This window comes from Domibacillus iocasae (assembly GCF_001750285.1).
GTDB classification, from domain to species: domain Bacteria; phylum Bacillota; class Bacilli; order Bacillales; family Domibacillaceae; genus Domibacillus; species Domibacillus iocasae.
Window position 1 is genome coordinate 107,264 of sequence record NZ_MAMP01000022.1, and the last position, 17,275, is coordinate 124,538.

Below are 17,275 nucleotides of genomic sequence, written 5' to 3' on the forward strand. Positions count from 1 at the left end.
TCGGACTAACTTTCCCCCGTGGCAGTGATCACTTTTACAATTATTCAAAAACTACTTTGTAAAAGGGGGAACGATCATGGAAACAATGGGTCGTCACGTCATTTCAGAACTATGGGGCTGCAATTTTGACAAATTAAACGATATGGAAGTTATCGAGAGAATATTTGTCGACGCCGCTCTTAAATCAGGTGCGGAAATTCGCGAAGTCGCGTTCCACAAGTTTGCTCCTCAAGGAGTAAGTGGAGTCGTCATCATCTCCGAGTCTCACTTAACAATTCATAGCTTCCCGGAACATGGATATGCAAGTATTGACGTTTATACATGTGGGGATCTAGATCCAAATATTGCTGCGAACTATATTGCAGATGCGCTTGAAGCTGAAACACGCGAAACGATTGAGATACCGCGTGGTATGGGTCCTGTGCGTTCACAAATTAAGCAAACGGCAAACGTTATGTAAACAAAACGGGGTGTATGAATTTTCATACACCTCTTTTCTATTTTCATAACGTCTTTTTTTTAGTATGATAAAGGGTAAAGACAGGACCTGCATAAAGCAGGTCACGAATGTGCAGCGGTTGACGCCGCGTTCTTGGGCCTGCAGGAAGCAGGTCACAAATGCGTTGAGGCAGGACGCCGCGTTCTTAGCATTTGATCCATATTCAAATAAAATCGGAGTTGATTTGACCATGATTTGCCCTGACTGCCGTTTTAACGGGACGAAAGTAGTCGATTCGCGCCCGGCAGATGACGGGCATTCCATCCGTCGGCGCCGCGAATGTGAAAAGTGCGGCTACCGGTTTACGACGTTTGAACGTGTCGAGCATACACCGCTCATTGTCGTGAAAAAAGAAGGGATGCGCGAAGAATTTAACCGAGAGAAAATGCTCCGCGGACTGATAAAAGCTTGTGAGAAACGGCCGGTACCACTCGGGACGCTTGAGAAAATGACAGCGGACATTGAACAGGATCTGCGTGCAAAAGGCGTATCCGAAGTGCAGTCGGATGAAGTGGGCGAAATGGTTATGGACCGGCTGTCAGCGATTGATGAAGTAGCCTATGTCCGATTTGCATCCGTTTATCGGCAATTTAAAGACATTAACGTGTTTTTAGACGAGTTAAAAGACATTATTAACAAAGAAAAATAAAATCCCGGGAGATCTTGCTCCGGGCTTTTTTCTTCTTATTTAAAGAAGGCATTGAGGTGAACAGCATGAATCGGCACTGGAATGAAATGCAGCCCGCCGACGCGTATACGATTACAATCTCCGGCTGTGTAGACAGCCTTGAGCAAAAAGTAATTACGCTTTTATATCAGCCGCTTGTTGGTGCGCAGGCGCTCAGCTTGTATATGACAATGTATGCGGAAGTGGAGGACGGCAAGCTGTCATCAGGCAGCGCACCACACTATCATTTAATGAATACGCTCGGCTGCAGTCCCCAGCAAATTTATGAAGACCGGCTGAAACTTGAAGGAATCGGCTTGTTAAAGACATATGTAAAAAAAACAGAAGAAAGCCGGGAATTTTTATACGAATTATTGCCGCCGCTCGCACCGGATCAATTTTTTACAGACGGTTTATTAAATGTGTTTTTATATCGGAAAATAGGCAAACCTCATTTTTTGCGGCTGAAGCGGATGTTTTGTGACCGTGAGCCAAAGTCGCCTGATTTTCGTGATGTGACACATGCGTTTCCAGACGTATTTTCAACAGGATATATGGATGCGCAGGAAGCAGAGCCGGACAGCACACCGGAGCCCGGCAGCCGTTTAGCATCAAAAGGCATCAAAACGGGCCCTGTCTTAAATGAATCGTTTGATTTTTCCGCACTAGAGCGTGCATTAAAAGATGCGTTAATACCGGCCTCATCTTTAACGCCTTTTATAAAAGAAACGATTAAAAAGCTGTCATTTTTGTATGGAATTACACCGCTTAATATGAAAAATCTCGTGCTGTCTTCATTAAACGAACAAGATGAAATTGACGTGGATGAGCTTCGGAAGTCGGCGCGTAATGCGTATCAATTTGAATCGGGCGGACGCTTGCCGGATATGACACCCCGTATTTCACAGAAGGAAGGTGCAGCAAATGCTGAACCGAAAACAAAAGAAGAAAAGCTGATTTTTCATTGTGAATCGGTCACTCCGTATCAAATGATCGTTGATATATCTGATAGAGCGCCTTCATCTGTTGATATGAAACTAATTGAACAAGTTATGCTTCAATACGACTTCACACCGGGAGTAATGAATGCGCTCATTCAATATGTTATGCTGAAATCAAACATGAAGCTCTCAAAAAGCTTTATGGACAAAATTGCGGGGCAATGGGCGCGGAAAAAAATTAAAACAGCCAAAGAAGGCATTGAGCTGGCGAGAAGTGAACAAAAGCAATCAACAGAACGGACGAAGGCGAAAAACACTTCCCGTTCTTATGGAAGCCGGAAAACTGTCCGTCAAGAAAAACTTCCATCTTGGTTTACGAAAAACGAAGAAGAGCCGGAAATCGTAGACCAAAGTTTTGAAGAAGAAAAAAGAAAGCTGGAAGAAGAACTGAGAAAACGAACAGAAAGGGCGTCGACCGGTGAAAAAGATTAATGAAGCACTCGGAAGTCTCAACAAATCGCCCGGGTTTGCGGAACAGTATGAGCAAACAAAACGGGAGGTGCTTGCAGACAAAACCGTTCAAGCATTTATTAAAGAGCACAGCCTTGAAGAACGGGAAGTGACCCGTGCAATGATCAAATTATATGAGTACGTCTCCCAAAGCCACTGCTGTGAGAAATGTCCATCCCTTGACGGGTGTGTGAACGTGATGCAGGGGTTCGAGCCGGAGCTTGCTATGCGTTATCAGGCGGTTGAACTGGATTACAAACGCTGCCCGCGTAAAATCCGGGATGATGAAATGAAGCACTTACGCAGGCATGTTAAAAGCCTTTATATGCCGGGAGATGTTTTGAAAGCGAGATTTGCCCAAGTAGAGCTTGCGAATAGAAGCAGGCTGAATGCGGTTAAAATGGCGAAAAGTTTTGTAGATGGTTATAAGCTGGGTGAAATGCCCAAAGGCTTATATATCTACGGAAAATTCGGTGTGGGGAAATCCTTTTTATTCGGCGCGATTGCCAATGAACTAGCTGAGAAACATATTGCGTCGATGATTGTTTACTTTCCGGAATTTGTCCGTGAAATGAAGCAGTCATTGAATGACCAGTCAACGGGCGAGAAAATCGAAGCCGTTAAGTCTGCTCCTGTTTTGATGATTGACGACATTGGCGCGGAAACGATGTCGAGCTGGATTCGCGATGACATACTCGGCACTATTTTACAGCATCGCATGCTTGAAGGATTGCCGGTTTTATTTACATCTAATTTTAATTACGATGAGCTTCAGCATCACTTAACCCATTCGCAGCGCGGCGAGTCTGAAGAGCTGAAAGCAGCCCGAATTATGGAACGAATCAGGTTTTTAACAGAGCCGGTTGAAATGACAGGTGCGAATCGCCGGCATTAAAACTCGCTCTTGATTTTGAATGGGATGGGTACTATAATAACGTCATATGAAAAGCTATGACAGGGACATGTTTCATTTGGGACGTCTTTAGAGAGGGAAAGCATTGGCTGCAACTTTTCCGTCGTGAACAAATGCATTTACCACCCTCGAGCTCTGCTTCTGAACGAATTCAAGTAAGAAGCGGCGGCACCAGACCGTTATCTGACTGCAATTGAGCCGGGGATTATCCTCGGAAAGTTGGGTGGAACCGCGATTAAACCTCGCCCCTTCATTTATGGAGGAGCGGGGTTTTTTGTCGTTTTTAGAAAAAAAGGAGGCAACACACATGTCGATTCGATTAACATTTCCGGATGGGGCCGTAAAGGAATTTCCTAATGGAACAACAATGGAGGATGTCGCACAGTCGATCAGTCCGGGTTTGCGCAAAAAAGCACTTGCCGGTAAAGTAAGCGGTGCGCCAATTGATTTAAAAACACCGATCGAGCAGGACGGTTCGATTGAAATTATCACACCGGATCATGCGGATGCATTAGAAATTTTGCGCCACAGTACAGCGCACTTAATGGCACAGGCCATTAAACGCGTATATGGCGCGGACAAAGTGAAGCTTGGTGTCGGCCCGGTTATTGAAGGCGGTTTTTATTATGATATTGATTTAGATGAATCGATTACGCCAGAAGATTTGCCGGTCATCGAAAAAGAAATGAAAAAAATCATTAATGAAAACGTGCCGGTTGTCCGCAAAGAAGTAACACGCGATGAAGCAAAAGCGTTTTACGAAGAAATTGGCGATGAATACAAAATTGAACTTCTTGAAGCGATCCCGGCTGACGAAACAGTGACACTTTACGAGCAGGGCGATTTTACGGATCTTTGCCGCGGCGTACATGTGCCGTCAACAGGTAAGCTGAAAGAATTCAAATTACTAAATATTGCCGGCGCGTATTGGCGCGGAAATTCTGATAACAAAATGCTTCAGCGCATTTACGGTACAGCATTCTTCAAAAAAGAAGAATTAGATCATCATTTGAAAATGCTAGAAGAAGCGAAAGAGCGCGACCACCGGAAAATCGGGAAAGAGCTAGATTTGTTTACAAATTCCCAAAAAGTCGGACAAGGTTTGCCGCTTTGGCTGCCGAAAGGGGCGACAATCCGCCGTATTATCGAGCGCTACATTGTCGATAAGGAAGTAAGCCTCGGCTACGATCATGTGTATACGCCGGTACTAGGAAGTGTAGAGCTTTATAAAACGAGCGGACATTGGGATCATTATCAGGATGGCATGTTCCCGGTCATGGAAATGGATAATGAAGATCTTGTGCTTCGTCCAATGAACTGCCCGCATCACATGATGATTTACAAAAATGACATTCACAGCTACCGTGAATTGCCAATCCGTATTGCGGAGCTTGGCACAATGCACCGCTATGAAATGTCAGGAGCGCTTGCGGGATTGCAGCGGGTCCGCGGCATGACGCTGAATGATGCACACATTTTTGTTCGTCCGGATCAAATTAAAGATGAGCTGAAGCGTGTTGTGGAGCTCGTTCTTGCTGTTTACAAGGACTTTGACTTAAACGATTATTCATTCCGTTTGTCCTATCGTGATCCGAAGAACACAGAAAAATATTATGATGACGATGAAATGTGGGAAAGAGCTCAGGCGATGCTGAAAGAAGCAATGGATGAACTTGGAATGGAATACGTAGAAGCGGAAGATGAAGCTGCGTTTTACGGTCCAAAGCTTGATGTGCAGGTAAAAACGGCACTTGGCAAAGAAGAAACACTGTCAACCGTTCAGCTTGACTTCTTGCTGCCGGAGCGTTTTGATTTAACATATGTTGGTGAAGACGGCAAGCAGCACCGTCCGGTTGTTATTCACCGCGGCGTTGTTTCAACAATGGAGCGTTTTGTCGCTTTCTTGATTGAAGAATATAAAGGAGCATTCCCGACGTGGCTTGCACCGGTACAAGTTCAAATTATCCCGGTATCGAATGAAGTTCATTATGACTATGCAAAAGGGCTGAAAGATCAATTGAAGTCAGCAGGCGTTCGTGTAGAAATAGACAGCCGCGAAGAAAAGCTCGGCTACAAAATCCGAGAGTCACAAATGAAGAAAATTCCATACATGCTCGTTGTGGGCGATAAAGAGCTCGAAAGCGGATCGGTTAACGTCCGTAAATACGGTGAACAGCAGTCGGAAACGATATCATTTGATGATTTTCGCGAGCATGTTCAAAAAGAAGGCAAACGATAAGAAAAAAACTATTGTTTTTTTTGAAAAGCAATGGTATGATTTAAAACGTTGGTTCTTTCAGTAGTCTACTGGACATTTGAAAGAAGATATGATATAGTTGCTTAGGTGAATAAAACACATAATAAAAGAAAGCAGAAGCACCCGCTTCTCACCTCGTCTGACAAAAAAGTTGGCAGGTTGACATGGTAAACAATAAAGCTGTTTAGTCGGCTTTTTACTGGCGGGGCATCTACTTCAGATGCTCCGCCTTTTTCATGCAGGCAGTGCGCTTATCTTTTAAACAGTGTTTTCTCAAATGACCTGGAGGTGGCTTATTATTAGCAAAGACATGAATTTAAACGAAGGCATCCGTGCCCGTGAAGTACGCCTGATTGACCAGAATGGCGAGCAGCTCGGCATTAAACAAAAACGCGAAGCACTTGAAATTGCAACCCGCGTTAATCTTGACCTTGTGCTTGTTGCTCCGAATGCGAAACCGCCGGTAGCCCGTATTATGGACTATGGAAAATTCAAGTTCGAACAGCAGAAGAAAGATAAGGAAGCCCGCAAAAACCAAAAAATCATCCAATTGAAAGAAGTGCGTCTCAGTCCAAGCATTGATGACCATGATTTCGATACAAAACTTCGCAATGCGATTAAGTTTTTGGAAAAGGGTGACAAAGTAAAAGCGTCGATCCGATTCAAAGGACGTGCGATTACCCATAAAGAACTCGGCCAGCGTGTACTTGACCGCTTTGCAGAAGCGTGCAAGGAAGTTGCGACTATTGAGTCTAAGCCGAAAATGGATGGCCGTAGTATGTTCCTTATTATGGCGCCGAAAAACGAAAAGTAAACCAGTTTGAGGAGGAAGTCGAAATGCCAAAAATGAAAACTCACCGTGGTTCTGCCAAACGTTTCAAGAAAACAGGTTCAGGTAAACTGAAACGTTCCCACGCTTACACAAGTCACTTGTTTGCAAACAAGTCTACAAAACAAAAACGTAAATTGCGCAAAGGCGCAATGGTTTCTAAAGGCGATTTCAAACGCATTCGCCACATGCTCGATAATCTGTAAGAAAATCTAACGTAACATCCATTAGGAGGGAATAGTATGCCACGCGTAAAAGGCGGTACTGTAACACGCAAACGTCGTAAAAAGGTTCTTAAATTAGCAAAAGGTTATTTCGGTTCGAAACATCGTTTATATAAAGTTGCCAATCAGCAAGTTATGAAATCCCTGCAATATGCATACCGGGATCGCCGTAACAAAAAACGTGATTTCCGCAAATTGTGGATCACTCGTATTAACGCGGCTGCACGTATGAACGGTCTTTCGTACAGCCGTTTAATGCACGGCTTGAAACTTGCCGGCATTGAAGTAAACCGTAAAATGCTTGCTGATCTTGCAATCAGCGACGAAAAAGCATTCACACAGCTTGCAGAAGCTGCGAAAAAACAACTAGGCTAATTTTTTTAGCTTCAAAACCGTCCTGACTTCTTGTCAGGGCGGTTTTTTTTTTATAGCTGAAAGGACATAAATACCCCCGACTGGACACAAATTATGCGCTTTCGCGGTAAGTTTGCTAAAATAGATAGGGAGGTGCGACAGTGTCTATTGTATTTATTTATTTTATAGCGATTAACTTTATCACGTACGTCACCCTGGCGAACGATAAGAAAAAAGCACGGAAAAATCAGTATCGGACGAGAGAGCGAACACTCTGGCTGTTGGCTTTAGCAGGCGGTGCACCCGGCGGTTATGTAGCGATGCAGACGTACCGGCATAAAACAAAACACGCTTCATTTAAATATGGCATGCCCGCTTTAGCTGTAATCGATTTATTACTTCTTGCAATGACTGGAGGGACAGCGATTTGAATATTGAAAAATTGTATAACATGCAGCGGGGACTTGATGAATACATAGAAAAAGGCCATGACTTGGAAGGCGTTGACTTGTTTGACCAAAAGGTGCTGGCACTGCTGGTCGAAATAGGCGAATTGGCCAATGAAACGCGCTGCTTTAAGTTTTGGAGCAAAAAAGGGCCATCCGAACGGAACGTCATTTTAGAAGAGTTTGTCGACGGTGTTCATTTTATTTTATCACTTGGCCTCTTAACAAATAATAGAGCGGAGCCTGAAAAAGAGGCATCGGCTGAAACGGCAACCGTGCAGTTTTTACATGTAATGGAATCCGTTCACGCTTTTCAAAAAACAAAATCAGAAGATGATTATGGGCTGCTCCTGAACCGCTATTTTACATTAGGAGACATGCTTGGCTTTTCGTCTGATGAAGTTGAACGGGCATATATCGCCAAAAATGAAGTAAACTACGAACGACAGCAGTCGGGCTATTAATAAAAAAGGGGAGTATATTAATGAAGAAACTTGATCAAACGTTAACCATGCTAAAAGAATTAACAGATGCAAAAGGCATTGCCGGCAACGAGCGTGAAGTGCGCAATGTCATGCAAAAGTACATTGAGCCGTATGCGGAAGAAGTCACAACGGACGGTCTTGGCAGTTTAATCGCCAAAAAAACGGGTGACGCGAATGGCCCGAAAATTATGGTTGCCGGTCACCTGGATGAGGTAGGTTTTATGGTCACCCGTATTGACGACAAAGGATTTATCCGTTTTCAGACCGTTGGCGGCTGGTGGAGCCAGGTGATGCTTGCACAGCGTGTCACCATTGTTACACGAAAAGGTGATGTAACGGGTGTAATCGGTTCAAAACCGCCGCATATTTTGCCGGCGGAAGCGCGTAAAAAGCCGGTTGAAATTAAAGACATGTTCATTGATATCGGCGCATCAAGCAAAGATGAGGCAGCTGACTGGGGCGTTCGTCCCGGCGACATGGTCGTTCCTTATTTTGAATTTACAGTCATGAATAACGAGAAAATGCTGCTTGCAAAAGCGTGGGATAACCGAATCGGCTGTGCGATTGCGATTGACGTCATGAAATACGTACAGAATAAACAGCATGCCAACGTTGTATATGGCGTTGGAACAGTACAGGAAGAAGTCGGCCTGCGGGGTGCGAAAACGTCTGCTCACCAAATTGGGCCGGATATCGCGTTTGGTGTTGATGTCGGCATTGCCGGTGACACGCCGGGTGTAACGGAAAAAGAAGCGATGGGCAAAATGGGCAAAGGACCGCAAATTATTTTATATGACTCATCCATGGTGTCACATAAAGGGCTGCGTGATTTCGTGACGGATGTAGCCGATGAGCTCGAAATTCCGTATCAGTTCGATGCAATGGCCGGCGGCGGAACAGATTCCGGTGAAATTCATAAAACGGCAAATGGGGTGCCGACGCTGTCTGTCACCATTGCGACACGCTATATTCATTCCCATGCTGCCATGCTTCACCGTGATGATTACGAGAATGCAGTGAAGCTTCTGGGAGAAGTCATTCTCCGCCTGGACCGTGATACAGTGAATGCTATTACATTTGATTAAAACAAAACCGCTCACAGCGCTGTGAGCGGTTTTTTCTTCTTATTGCAGTGCGGACGACATGCGTTCCAGCACAACCTTCTGTTCTTCGGTTGTGCTTTTTTTCCAGAACAGCTCGAGCATAACACCAAGACCCGGCAGCGTTTTTTCTTCGCCAGTTGAAATTGCATCTTGGATCACTTCAGACAATTCATTTGGGTTTTGCCCGCTTAAATTTTGAATGACTGCGCCCCGTAAATTCATGTTCATCCCTCCTCGTTTCTATTATTTTCACCAGAGCGGCGCCCATTATACAGAAAAATGCTATAATGAATTCGGTGAAAGGGGAATGAGTGTGAATTACATCCAATCCGTGAACAATACACATATAAAACAATTGAATAAGTTATGGACAAAAAAAGAACGGGATAAAACCGCCCTTTATTTGCTTGAAGGATTTCATCTCGTTGAAGAAGCGCTTCGCCATAAAGAATATATCGAGGAACTGCTTTTATCTGAAGAAGCCGTTATTCCGTCTTCCTGGAATATGGACGATTTAAATGTGACAATGATTTCAGCTGAGGTTGCGAAAAAGCTGTCTGATACGGAAAACGGGCAGGGTGTTTTTGCGGTATGCAGAAAACAGGAACTAACTGATTTTCCGGATGGAACGACCTTTTTGCTGCTTGATGCGGTGCAGGACCCAGGCAATATCGGCACGATGATCCGGACAGCCGATGCAGCAGGGCTTGACGCGGTTTTCCTTGGGGATGGATCGGGTGACCTGTACAATCCAAAAGTGCTTCGTTCAGCGCAGGGAAGCCATTTTCACCTGCCTGTTTTAAGCATGGATTTAATGGGCGTGATGGAAGAATTGAAAGAGCGGAACATTCCCGTATATGGAACAGCGCTTGAAGGTGCGGTGAATTATCGCGGGGAACAAGCTGGGCCGTTTGCGCTTATTGTCGGTAATGAAGGAAGCGGTGTGCGGCCGGAGCTGCTCCAAAAAACGACGAGAAACCTGTACATTCCTATTTTTGGGAAAAGCGAGTCGCTGAATGTGGCTGTGGCAGCCGGCATTCTTCTGTACCATTTTCGGGAAAACAATTGAATTTCAAAAATGGGTTGTCTATAATAAGTAAGTATAAATTTGATAAACAAAAGGCAATGACGGAGAAAAGTACGCCACCTTTCTTTTTTTAGGAAGAAAATGCCCAGACTGAAAGCATTTTTAAAAAGAAACGGCCGAAGTTCACCTCCCGAGCCGGTGCTTGGACCACTTTTGTGTAAAGGCATACCGGTTTTTACCGTTATCTGAATGAAGTGAATGTGCATTTTTTGTGCGTTAAAAAGGGTGGTACCGCGATATCAGAAGCCTCGTCCCTTTCCGGGAACGGGGCTTTTTTTGTTGCCAAAAAGGAGGAAAAAACGTGGAAGAACAATTGAAACAGCTGCAGGATGAAGCGGTTATGAAAGCAGCAGCAGCACAGGATTTAAAGGAATTGAATGATGTGCGTGTCGCGTATCTCGGCAAAAAAGGGCCGGTGACAGAAGTATTAAAAGGCATGGGCAGGCTGTCAGCAGAAGAACGGCCAAAAATGGGCGCGCTTGTAAATGTTGTTCGTGAAGCAATCACAAAAGCGATTGAAACGAAACAAGTGTCGCTTGAATCAGAAGCGATTCAAAAACAGCTGGCGGAAGAATCGATTGATGTAACATTGCCAGGGCGTCCGGTGAAGCTTGGCGGCCCCCACCCGTTAACACGAGTGACAGAAGAAATTGAGGATTTGTTTATCGGTATGGGCTACACAGTCGCAGAAGGTCCGGAAGTAGAACAGGATTATTATAATTTTGAGGCGCTGAATTTGCCAAAAGGACATCCGGCACGCGATATGCAGGATACATTCTACCTTACGCCTGAACTGCTCATGCGCACACATACGTCACCGGTGCAGGTGCGGACGATGCTGAAGCATGAGGGGAAAGGACCGGTGAAAATTATTTGCCCGGGGAAAGTCTACCGCCGCGACAGCGATGACGCAACGCATTCTCATCAATTTAACCAAATTGAAGGGCTGGTCGTTGGTGAAAACATCCGCATGAGCGACTTAAAAGGAACACTTGATGCATTTGCGAAAAAAATGTTCGGTCCCGACCGCGAAATCCGCCTTCGCCCAAGCTTTTTCCCGTTTACGGAGCCGTCAGTTGAAGTTGATGTCAGCTGCATGTGCGGCGGCAAAGGCTGCTCGATCTGCAAGGGAACAGGCTGGATTGAAGTGCTTGGTGCCGGCATGGTGCATCCGAATGTACTGGAAATGGCTGGTTTTGATTCAACCGTCTATTCCGGTTTTGCATTCGGCATGGGGCAGGAGCGCATCGCCATGCTGAAGTACGGCGTTGATGATATCCGCCATTTTTACACGAACGATCTTCGCTTTTTACAGCAATTTTCTGTACACGAATAAGGAGGAATTTACCCATGTTTGTTTCATATAAATGGCTGTCACAATACGTTGACATTGCCGATCAGACGCCAGAAGAGCTGGCGGAAAAAATTACACGTGCCGGCATTGAAGTGGAAGGCGTGGAAATGCCCGCTGCCCAAATGAAAGGCATTGTCGTCGGCTACGTGAAATCGCGCGAGCAGCACCCGAATGCCGATAAATTAAGCAAATGCCTCGTTGATGTAGGGGAAGAAGAGCCGGTTCAAATCATTTGCGGCGCGAAAAACGTGGACGCCGGACAATATGTCGCGGTAGCAAGAACCGGTGCGGTATTGCCGGGCAATTTTAAAATCAAGCGGGCAAAGCTTCGCGGTGAAGAATCAAATGGCATGATTTGCTCGCTGTCTGAACTTGGGATTGAAAGCCGACTGAACCCGAAAGAATACGCAGAAGGCATTTTCAACTTCCCGAACGACGTAACGCCGGGAGAAGATGCACTCGCTGCGTTAAACCGGGACGATGCGATTTTAGAATTATCGTTAACGCCAAACCGCTCCGATGCACTAAGCATGATGGGTGTTGCGTATGAAGTTGCAGCGATTTTAGGCCGTGATGTAAAACTGCCGGAGCCCAATCCAAATGAAGCGGGAGAGCCGGCATCGGAGGCCATTCAAATTCGCATTGATGCGCCGGAAGACAATCCACTTTACATTGCGCGTGTTGTGAAAAATGTCAAAATCGGTCCGTCGCCGCTTTGGATGCAGACGCTTCTTATGAATGCCGGCGTACGTCCCCATAACAACGTCGTAGACATTACAAACTATGTATTGATGGAATACGGGCAGCCGCTCCATGCATTTGACCTTGACCGGATTCGAACAGGTGAAATCGTGGTGCGCCGTGCCGAGGAAGGCGAGAAATTTGTCACGCTTGATGATGCAGAGCGTACATTATCAGCGGATCAGCTTGTTATTACAAACGGCAAAGAAGCAGTTGCTCTAGCAGGTGTTATGGGTGGTGCTAATTCAGAAGTAAACGATCATACTGTCAATGTTTTGATAGAGTCCGCTTATTTTGACGGTCAGATCGTCCGCAACGCGTCAAAAGCACATGGTCTTCGTTCAGAAGCAAGCGCCCGCTTTGAAAAAGGCGTGGATCCTTCCCGTGTGCAGGCGGCATGTGATCGCGCAGCTGAACTGATGGCGGAGTATGCTGGCGGAACCGTTCTTTCCGGTCGTGTGGTGGCAGGAGAATATGCACCAGAGCCGAAAAAAGTATCGATTACGCTTGATCGATTAAATACGCGCCTCGGCACAGAATTGCAAATGGGCGGCGTCGAAGACATTTTCAGCCGTTTGAAGTTTGAAACTGAAACAAAGAACGATGAAATTACCGTAACGGTTCCAACACGCCGCGGCGATATTACCATTCCGGAAGATTTAACGGAAGAAGTGGCGCGTCTTTACGGATATGACCACATTCCGCTCACACTGCCAGAAGGCGAATCGTTACCGGGTGGATTATCACCGTACCAGCTCGGCCGCCGCGTTGTTCGCCGTTACTTAGAAGGGGCCGGATTCAATCAAGCAGTCACGTATTCGTTAACCTCTGAAAAACGTGCAGCACAATTTGCACTTGAAGTGCGCGAGCCGGTAGCACTTGCGATGCCAATGAGTGAAGAACGTGCGTACTTGCGCGAAAGCCTGCTTCCGCATTTAGTCGAAGCGGCTGCGTACAACAGTGCGCGCCAGATGGGCTCTGTCGCTTTATACGAAACAGGTTCTATTTATTTAAATGAAGGTAAAAATGTGCAGCCAAAAGAAGAGGAACGACTGGCCGGTATTATAACGGGAATTTGGCAGGAGCATTTATGGCAGGGGGAGAAAAAAGCGGCCGATTTCTTCACAGTAAAAGGGGTTATTGAAGGAGCAGCGGCACGACTTGGCTTAACAGATCGGTTGTCTTTTCAAAAAGCCACGCCAGAAGGATTCCATCCAGGTCGGACTGCGGCCGTTCTTTTCGATGAGCAGCCAGTCGGTGTTATCGGACAGCTTCATCCATCATTGGCCAAAGAAGTTGACTTAAAAGAAGCGTACTTATTTGAATTAAAGTTGGATGTCCTATTAAATGCGGCGCGCGTAGATCTCGCCTACACACCGATTCCGCGTTTCCCATCCATCAGCCGTGATATTGCACTTGTTGTAGACAGCACGGTCGAAGCGGCTTTACTTGAAACAATTATTAAAGAAGCAGGCGGTTCGCTGTTGACGAACATTCATGTATTTGATGTGTACGAAGGAGATCGGATGGAAGCAGGCAAGAAATCTGTCGCTTTCGCGTTAACGTATGTGAATCCGGATAAAACATTAACGGATGATGAAGTAACAGCGGTGCATGAAAAAGTGCTTGCTGCATTGAAAGAAAAAGCAAACGCTGAATTGCGTGCATAAGAAATAAGAAAAGCGGCTCCGTTTTAAGGGGCCGCTTTTTTTGTATTTAAAGACCTTTAACAATTCGTTTCGCTTTTTCCGTATTGGCAAAATGCAGTTTTGTAAAGTGGCGCAGCACATGTTCATCATAGGTTTGAATGAGGCGGGCCGCCGCTTTATCCACAATGGGACCAGCGCCTTTTGGGACGTGAAAGCCCGCTTTTTCCGACAGTGTGTCCATTTCTTTTAAAAATGCGTAGCGCGCTAAAATGGAAGCCGCAGCGACCGCTAGATGGATACTTTCGCCTTTTGTGCTGAAAAAAACGTTTTCCTGCACGATGTTTTTTTGTCCTGCTAGGTGGCGGTAATAAATGGGCTTTTCAGCAAACTGGTCAATGAGGACAGCTTCCGGTTTTTCGGGCATAATTTTTTCATGCAGCTTGCCGAGCGCCTGGTTATGCAAAATGGCTTTTATTTTTCCTTGAGACATGCCGCTCTCCTGCAGGTCATTATACTTTTCGTTCCGCAAAATGAGCAGGCTGTACGGAATATCTTTCAGCAGTTTTTTAGCAACTAATACAATTTCAGGATCTTTCATATCTTTGGAATCACGGACGCCGAGCGCTTTTAGTTCCGCAATCCGGCTTTTTTCAACATACGCTGCGACGACAGTAATTGGTCCAAAGTAATCGCCGGTGCCGACTTCATCGCTCCCAATCACAGACATTGCTGCAAATCCATTCGGCAGCTTCCCGCTCGGTATGGATGTCTTTTTTGATTTCGGTGCAGCAGTCTGTCCGTCCCACTGTGCTGATTCTCGCTCCGCATTTTTTCCTTGAAACAGCACTTTTCCTGAACGGTAGCCTGTCACAGAACAGCCATCCCTTTTAGCAGCAAAAACAGCTCCAGCGGGCAGAGTGGCTGGAACGCCATAATAGTTCTTCATTTTTTGTAATGTATCGTCGTTTACAACAAGCACAGTATGACTCATTTCGACATCCTCCAAACATTCTTCCTTTTCACGGTAAATGACTCATGGTATGATATATAACAGAATTGCACAGAAATGGGGGCCTTGCACTTGTCGGATGGACAAAAGACTCGCCTAACAGTTGACATTTACGGATCTCAGTATACGATTATTGGAACTGAATCAGAATACCATATTCGCCGTGTAACGGAAATGGTTGATGACAAAATGCGTGAAATAGGCAGCCGCAATGCTTCACTCGATACGCAGAAAATTGCGGTGCTGACGGCTGTTAATATGGTGAATGATTACTTAAAGATGGAAGAAGAATTAGAGCAGATGAAAATGGAATTAAGCCACATGAAAAACTGGAACGCCGTCAACGGCTGAAAAACTTCTCTCCTATTTGGTAGAGAAGTTTTTTTCTGCTACTATTAAAGAAAAGCAGATGACATCAGGCTGCTGGCGAACACTTGTTTTCAATCAGCCTGATGCCTCACTTTGTTTATAATCTGAGGTGACGTGAATGATAAATAAAAAAGATATTATTCGATTGCTTGAAAAAATTGCGATTTACATGGAGTTAAAAGGAGACAACCCATTTAAAATATCTGCATTTCGAAAAGCGGCAGCAGCGCTTGAGCAGGATGACCGCAGCCTTTCTGAGATTGATGATGTGACAAAATTGTCAGGAATCGGAAAAGGAACTGCCGCCGTTATTACAGAGTATATGGAAACGGGAGAATCAACGGTACTGACAGAACTGTCTGGAGAAGTGCCTGAAGGACTCGTGGCACTTTTGGGGCTTCCAGGTCTTGGCGGCAAGAAAATTGCCAAACTATATAAAGAGCTTGGCATTACGAACATGATCGAATTAAAGACTGCGTGTGAAGAGAACCGCGTGCAGGCGCTTGCCGGATTTGGCGCAAAAACTGAAGAAAAAATTCTTGCAGCTGTTGAAAAAGCAGGTACGCAGCCGGATCGACTGCCGATAATGTACGTGCTGCCGATCGCAGAGCATATTGAAGGTTATTTAGGCAGTTCAGCTGAAATTAGCCGTTTTTCACGGGCGGGCAGCTTGCGCCGGTTGCGTGAAACAGTAAAAGACCTCGATTTTATTGTAGCAACGGAGCAGCCTGAAAAAGTAAAAGAATATCTTCTCGCCATGCCGGAAATAAAAGAAGTGATTGCTGCCGGCCCAACAAAAGTGTCGGTTATCATTGAAGGCGAATTTGATTTGTCGATTGACTTCCGCATTGTGCAGCCAGATCAGTTTGCCAGTGCACTTCACCATTTTACCGGTTCCAAAGACCATAACGTGAAAATTCGCCAAATTGCAAAAGAACGCGATGAGAAAGTAAGCGAATATGGGATTGAACAGCCGGATGGAAGCGTTAAAACCTTTGACAGCGAAGAAGCACTCTACCACCATCTGGGGCTTCCTTTTTTCCCGCCCGAAATTCGAGAAGACGGCACAGAAACAGATAAATATAAAGAAGGCGCACTTGTTCAGCTCTCAAATATAAAAGGTGATCTTCATATGCATACAGCCTGGTCGGATGGCGCGTTTTCTATTGAAGAAATGATAGAAGCGTGCCGTGCGCGCGGATATGAATATATGGCGATTACCGACCATTCACATTATTTGAAAGTGGCGAACGGATTGTCCACTGAACGGCTCATCCGCCAAAACGAAGAAATCAAAGAGTGGAATGCGAAATTTAATGACATCGAGGTATTATCGGGCATTGAAATGGATATTTTGCCGGATGGCACGCTTGATTATGAAGATGATGTGCTGAAACAGCTTGATTTTGTTATCGCATCGATTCATTCAAGCTTTTCACAGCCGCAGGAGCAAATAATGGAGCGGCTTAAAACAGCGCTTCATAACCCATATGTGAAACTCATTGCCCATCCGACCGGGCGCATTATCGGCCGCCGGGATGGCTATCCGGTCGACATGGAGGAGCTCATCCGGCTCGCGGCAGAAACGAACACAGCCCTTGAGCTGAATGCAAACCCGCACCGTCTTGACTTGTCCGCCGCTCATTTGAAAATGGCGCAGGAAGCCGGCGCAAAAATTATGATCAATACAGATGCCCATGCAATTGAGCATCTTGAATTTATGGAAACAGGCGCAAGTGCAGGCAGAAAAGGATGGCTGCGGCCGGAAACGGTCGTCAACACATGGCCGAAAGCCGAGTTTATGTCTTTTATCCGCAGCTTGTAACGCCTTTAAAGGA

18 protein-coding genes and 3 other annotated features are annotated in these 17,275 nt (G+C 45.5%); of the genes, 16 read left to right on the forward strand and 2 right to left on the reverse strand.

The genetic code is table 11. From position 1 onward, the window contains the following. Window positions 1-76: 76 nt before the first annotated feature. From speD to BA724_RS11325, 11 genes are all read left to right on the forward strand, one after another. Window positions 77-460 carry an adenosylmethionine decarboxylase gene (gene speD / locus BA724_RS11275; protein ID WP_069938772.1) on the forward strand — a complete coding sequence of 128 codons (384 nt, stop codon included), beginning with the start codon at window positions 77-79 and terminating at the stop codon, window positions 458-460. A 229-nt stretch (window positions 461-689) separates the two neighbouring features. After that, window positions 690-1,148 (forward strand): transcriptional regulator NrdR, encoded by a 459-nt coding sequence (nrdR, locus tag BA724_RS11280; RefSeq protein WP_069939231.1) that lies wholly within the window; start codon window positions 690-692, stop codon window positions 1,146-1,148. Between the two features lie 65 nt (window positions 1,149-1,213). Further along, on the forward strand, window positions 1,214-2,599 hold the full coding sequence (locus BA724_RS11285; protein ID WP_069939232.1) for a replication initiation and membrane attachment family protein: 1,386 nt from the start codon (window positions 1,214-1,216) through the stop codon (window positions 2,597-2,599). Then, window positions 2,586-3,512: a primosomal protein DnaI gene (gene dnaI / locus BA724_RS11290; protein WP_069938773.1), complete on the forward strand. Its 927-nt coding sequence runs from the start codon at window positions 2,586-2,588 to the stop codon at window positions 3,510-3,512. Before BA724_RS11285 ends, dnaI begins: the two co-directional genes overlap by 14 nt. Before the next feature lie 47 nt (window positions 3,513-3,559). Continuing rightward, window positions 3,560-3,783: a binding site (T-box leader), on the forward strand. Between the two features lie 54 nt (window positions 3,784-3,837). Next, window positions 3,838-5,769, forward strand: coding sequence for a threonine--tRNA ligase (gene thrS, locus BA724_RS11295; protein WP_069938774.1), 1,932 nt, complete (start codon window positions 3,838-3,840; stop codon window positions 5,767-5,769). A 123-nt stretch (window positions 5,770-5,892) separates the two neighbouring features. Continuing rightward, window positions 5,893-6,030, forward strand: a sequence feature (ribosomal protein L20 leader region). 52 nt (window positions 6,031-6,082) lie between these two features. Further along, a complete protein-coding gene (gene infC / locus BA724_RS11300) occupies window positions 6,083-6,601 on the forward strand; it encodes a translation initiation factor IF-3 (RefSeq protein ID WP_245676207.1) in 519 nt (172 codons plus the stop codon). Between the two features lie 23 nt (window positions 6,602-6,624). Further along, window positions 6,625-6,822, forward strand: coding sequence for a 50S ribosomal protein L35 (rpmI, locus tag BA724_RS11305; RefSeq protein ID WP_069938776.1), 198 nt, complete (start codon window positions 6,625-6,627; stop codon window positions 6,820-6,822). Between the two features lie 36 nt (window positions 6,823-6,858). Beyond that, window positions 6,859-7,215, forward strand: coding sequence for a 50S ribosomal protein L20 (rplT, locus tag BA724_RS11310; protein ID WP_069938777.1), 357 nt, complete (start codon window positions 6,859-6,861; stop codon window positions 7,213-7,215). Window positions 7,216-7,355: 140 nt separating this feature from the next. Next, entirely contained in the window at window positions 7,356-7,625 is a 270-nt protein-coding gene (locus BA724_RS11315) for a DUF1294 domain-containing protein (RefSeq protein WP_069938778.1), read from the forward strand. Continuing rightward, entirely contained in the window at window positions 7,622-8,104 is a 483-nt protein-coding gene (locus tag BA724_RS11320) for a dUTP diphosphatase (RefSeq protein WP_069938779.1), read from the forward strand. The genes BA724_RS11315 and BA724_RS11320 overlap by 4 nt, the downstream gene beginning before the upstream one ends. Window positions 8,105-8,124: 20 nt before the next feature. Further along, complete coding sequence (locus BA724_RS11325) at window positions 8,125-9,210, forward strand: M42 family metallopeptidase (protein ID WP_069938780.1); 1,086 nt, start codon at window positions 8,125-8,127, stop codon at window positions 9,208-9,210. Window positions 9,211-9,249: 39 nt separating this feature from the next. Here the strand turns inward: BA724_RS11325 and sspI are convergent, their stop codons facing one another. Continuing rightward, window positions 9,250-9,450, reverse strand: a complete 201-nt coding sequence (gene sspI / locus BA724_RS11330) for a small acid-soluble spore protein SspI (protein ID WP_083256205.1) — start codon at window positions 9,448-9,450, stop codon at window positions 9,250-9,252. A 91-nt stretch (window positions 9,451-9,541) separates the two neighbouring features. Between sspI and BA724_RS11335 the strand changes: the two genes are divergently transcribed. The 3 genes from BA724_RS11335 (at window position 9,542) to pheT (ending at window position 14,080) form a co-directional block, all read left to right on the forward strand. After that, on the forward strand, window positions 9,542-10,297 hold the full coding sequence (locus BA724_RS11335) for a TrmH family RNA methyltransferase (RefSeq protein WP_069938782.1): 756 nt from the start codon (window positions 9,542-9,544) through the stop codon (window positions 10,295-10,297). A 47-nt stretch (window positions 10,298-10,344) separates the two neighbouring features. Further along, window positions 10,345-10,574 (forward strand) — a binding site (T-box leader). A gap of 42 nt (window positions 10,575-10,616) precedes the next feature. After that, entirely contained in the window at window positions 10,617-11,651 is a 1,035-nt protein-coding gene (gene pheS / locus BA724_RS11340; protein WP_069938783.1) for a phenylalanine--tRNA ligase subunit alpha, read from the forward strand. A gap of 14 nt (window positions 11,652-11,665) precedes the next feature. Continuing rightward, entirely contained in the window at window positions 11,666-14,080 is a 2,415-nt protein-coding gene (pheT, locus tag BA724_RS11345; protein ID WP_069938784.1) for a phenylalanine--tRNA ligase subunit beta, read from the forward strand. 46 nt (window positions 14,081-14,126) lie between these two features. On the opposite strand, the gene rnhC is transcribed toward pheT, so the two are convergent. Then, window positions 14,127-15,050 (reverse strand): ribonuclease HIII, encoded by a 924-nt coding sequence (gene rnhC / locus BA724_RS11350; RefSeq protein WP_069938785.1) that lies wholly within the window; start codon window positions 15,048-15,050, stop codon window positions 14,127-14,129. Window positions 15,051-15,140: 90 nt separating this feature from the next. On the opposite strand from rnhC, the gene zapA reads away from it, so the two are divergent. Then, complete coding sequence (gene zapA / locus BA724_RS11355) at window positions 15,141-15,419, forward strand: cell division protein ZapA (RefSeq protein ID WP_069938786.1); 279 nt, start codon at window positions 15,141-15,143, stop codon at window positions 15,417-15,419. A gap of 136 nt (window positions 15,420-15,555) precedes the next feature. Continuing rightward, window positions 15,556-17,262 (forward strand): DNA polymerase/3'-5' exonuclease PolX, encoded by a 1,707-nt coding sequence (gene polX / locus BA724_RS11360; protein WP_069938787.1) that lies wholly within the window; start codon window positions 15,556-15,558, stop codon window positions 17,260-17,262. The last annotated feature ends 13 nt before the right edge of the window (window positions 17,263-17,275 follow it).

What these genes read in the sequence shown, in the direction of transcription:
- BA724_RS11285 (WP_069939232.1), top strand. Translation starts at nt 1,214, where the DNA reads ATGAATCGGCACTGGAATGAAATGCAGCCCGCCGACGCGTATACGATT.
- rpmI (WP_069938776.1), top strand. Translation starts at nt 6,625, where the DNA reads ATGCCAAAAATGAAAACTCACCGTGGTTCTGCCAAACGTTTCAAGAAA.
- thrS (WP_069938774.1), top strand. Translation starts at nt 3,838, where the DNA reads ATGTCGATTCGATTAACATTTCCGGATGGGGCCGTAAAGGAATTTCCT.
- nrdR (WP_069939231.1), top strand. Translation starts at nt 690, where the DNA reads ATGATTTGCCCTGACTGCCGTTTTAACGGGACGAAAGTAGTCGATTCG.
- sspI (WP_083256205.1), bottom strand. Translation starts at nt 9,450, where the DNA reads ATGAATTTACGGGGCGCAGTCATTCAAAATTTAAGCGGGCAAAACCCA.
- BA724_RS11325 (WP_069938780.1), top strand. Translation starts at nt 8,125, where the DNA reads ATGAAGAAACTTGATCAAACGTTAACCATGCTAAAAGAATTAACAGAT.
- pheT (WP_069938784.1), top strand. Translation starts at nt 11,666, where the DNA reads ATGTTTGTTTCATATAAATGGCTGTCACAATACGTTGACATTGCCGAT.
- rplT (WP_069938777.1), top strand. Translation starts at nt 6,859, where the DNA reads ATGCCACGCGTAAAAGGCGGTACTGTAACACGCAAACGTCGTAAAAAG.
- speD (WP_069938772.1), top strand. Translation starts at nt 77, where the DNA reads ATGGAAACAATGGGTCGTCACGTCATTTCAGAACTATGGGGCTGCAAT.
- polX (WP_069938787.1), top strand. Translation starts at nt 15,556, where the DNA reads ATGATAAATAAAAAAGATATTATTCGATTGCTTGAAAAAATTGCGATT.
- rnhC (WP_069938785.1), bottom strand. Translation starts at nt 15,050, where the DNA reads ATGAGTCATACTGTGCTTGTTGTAAACGACGATACATTACAAAAAATG.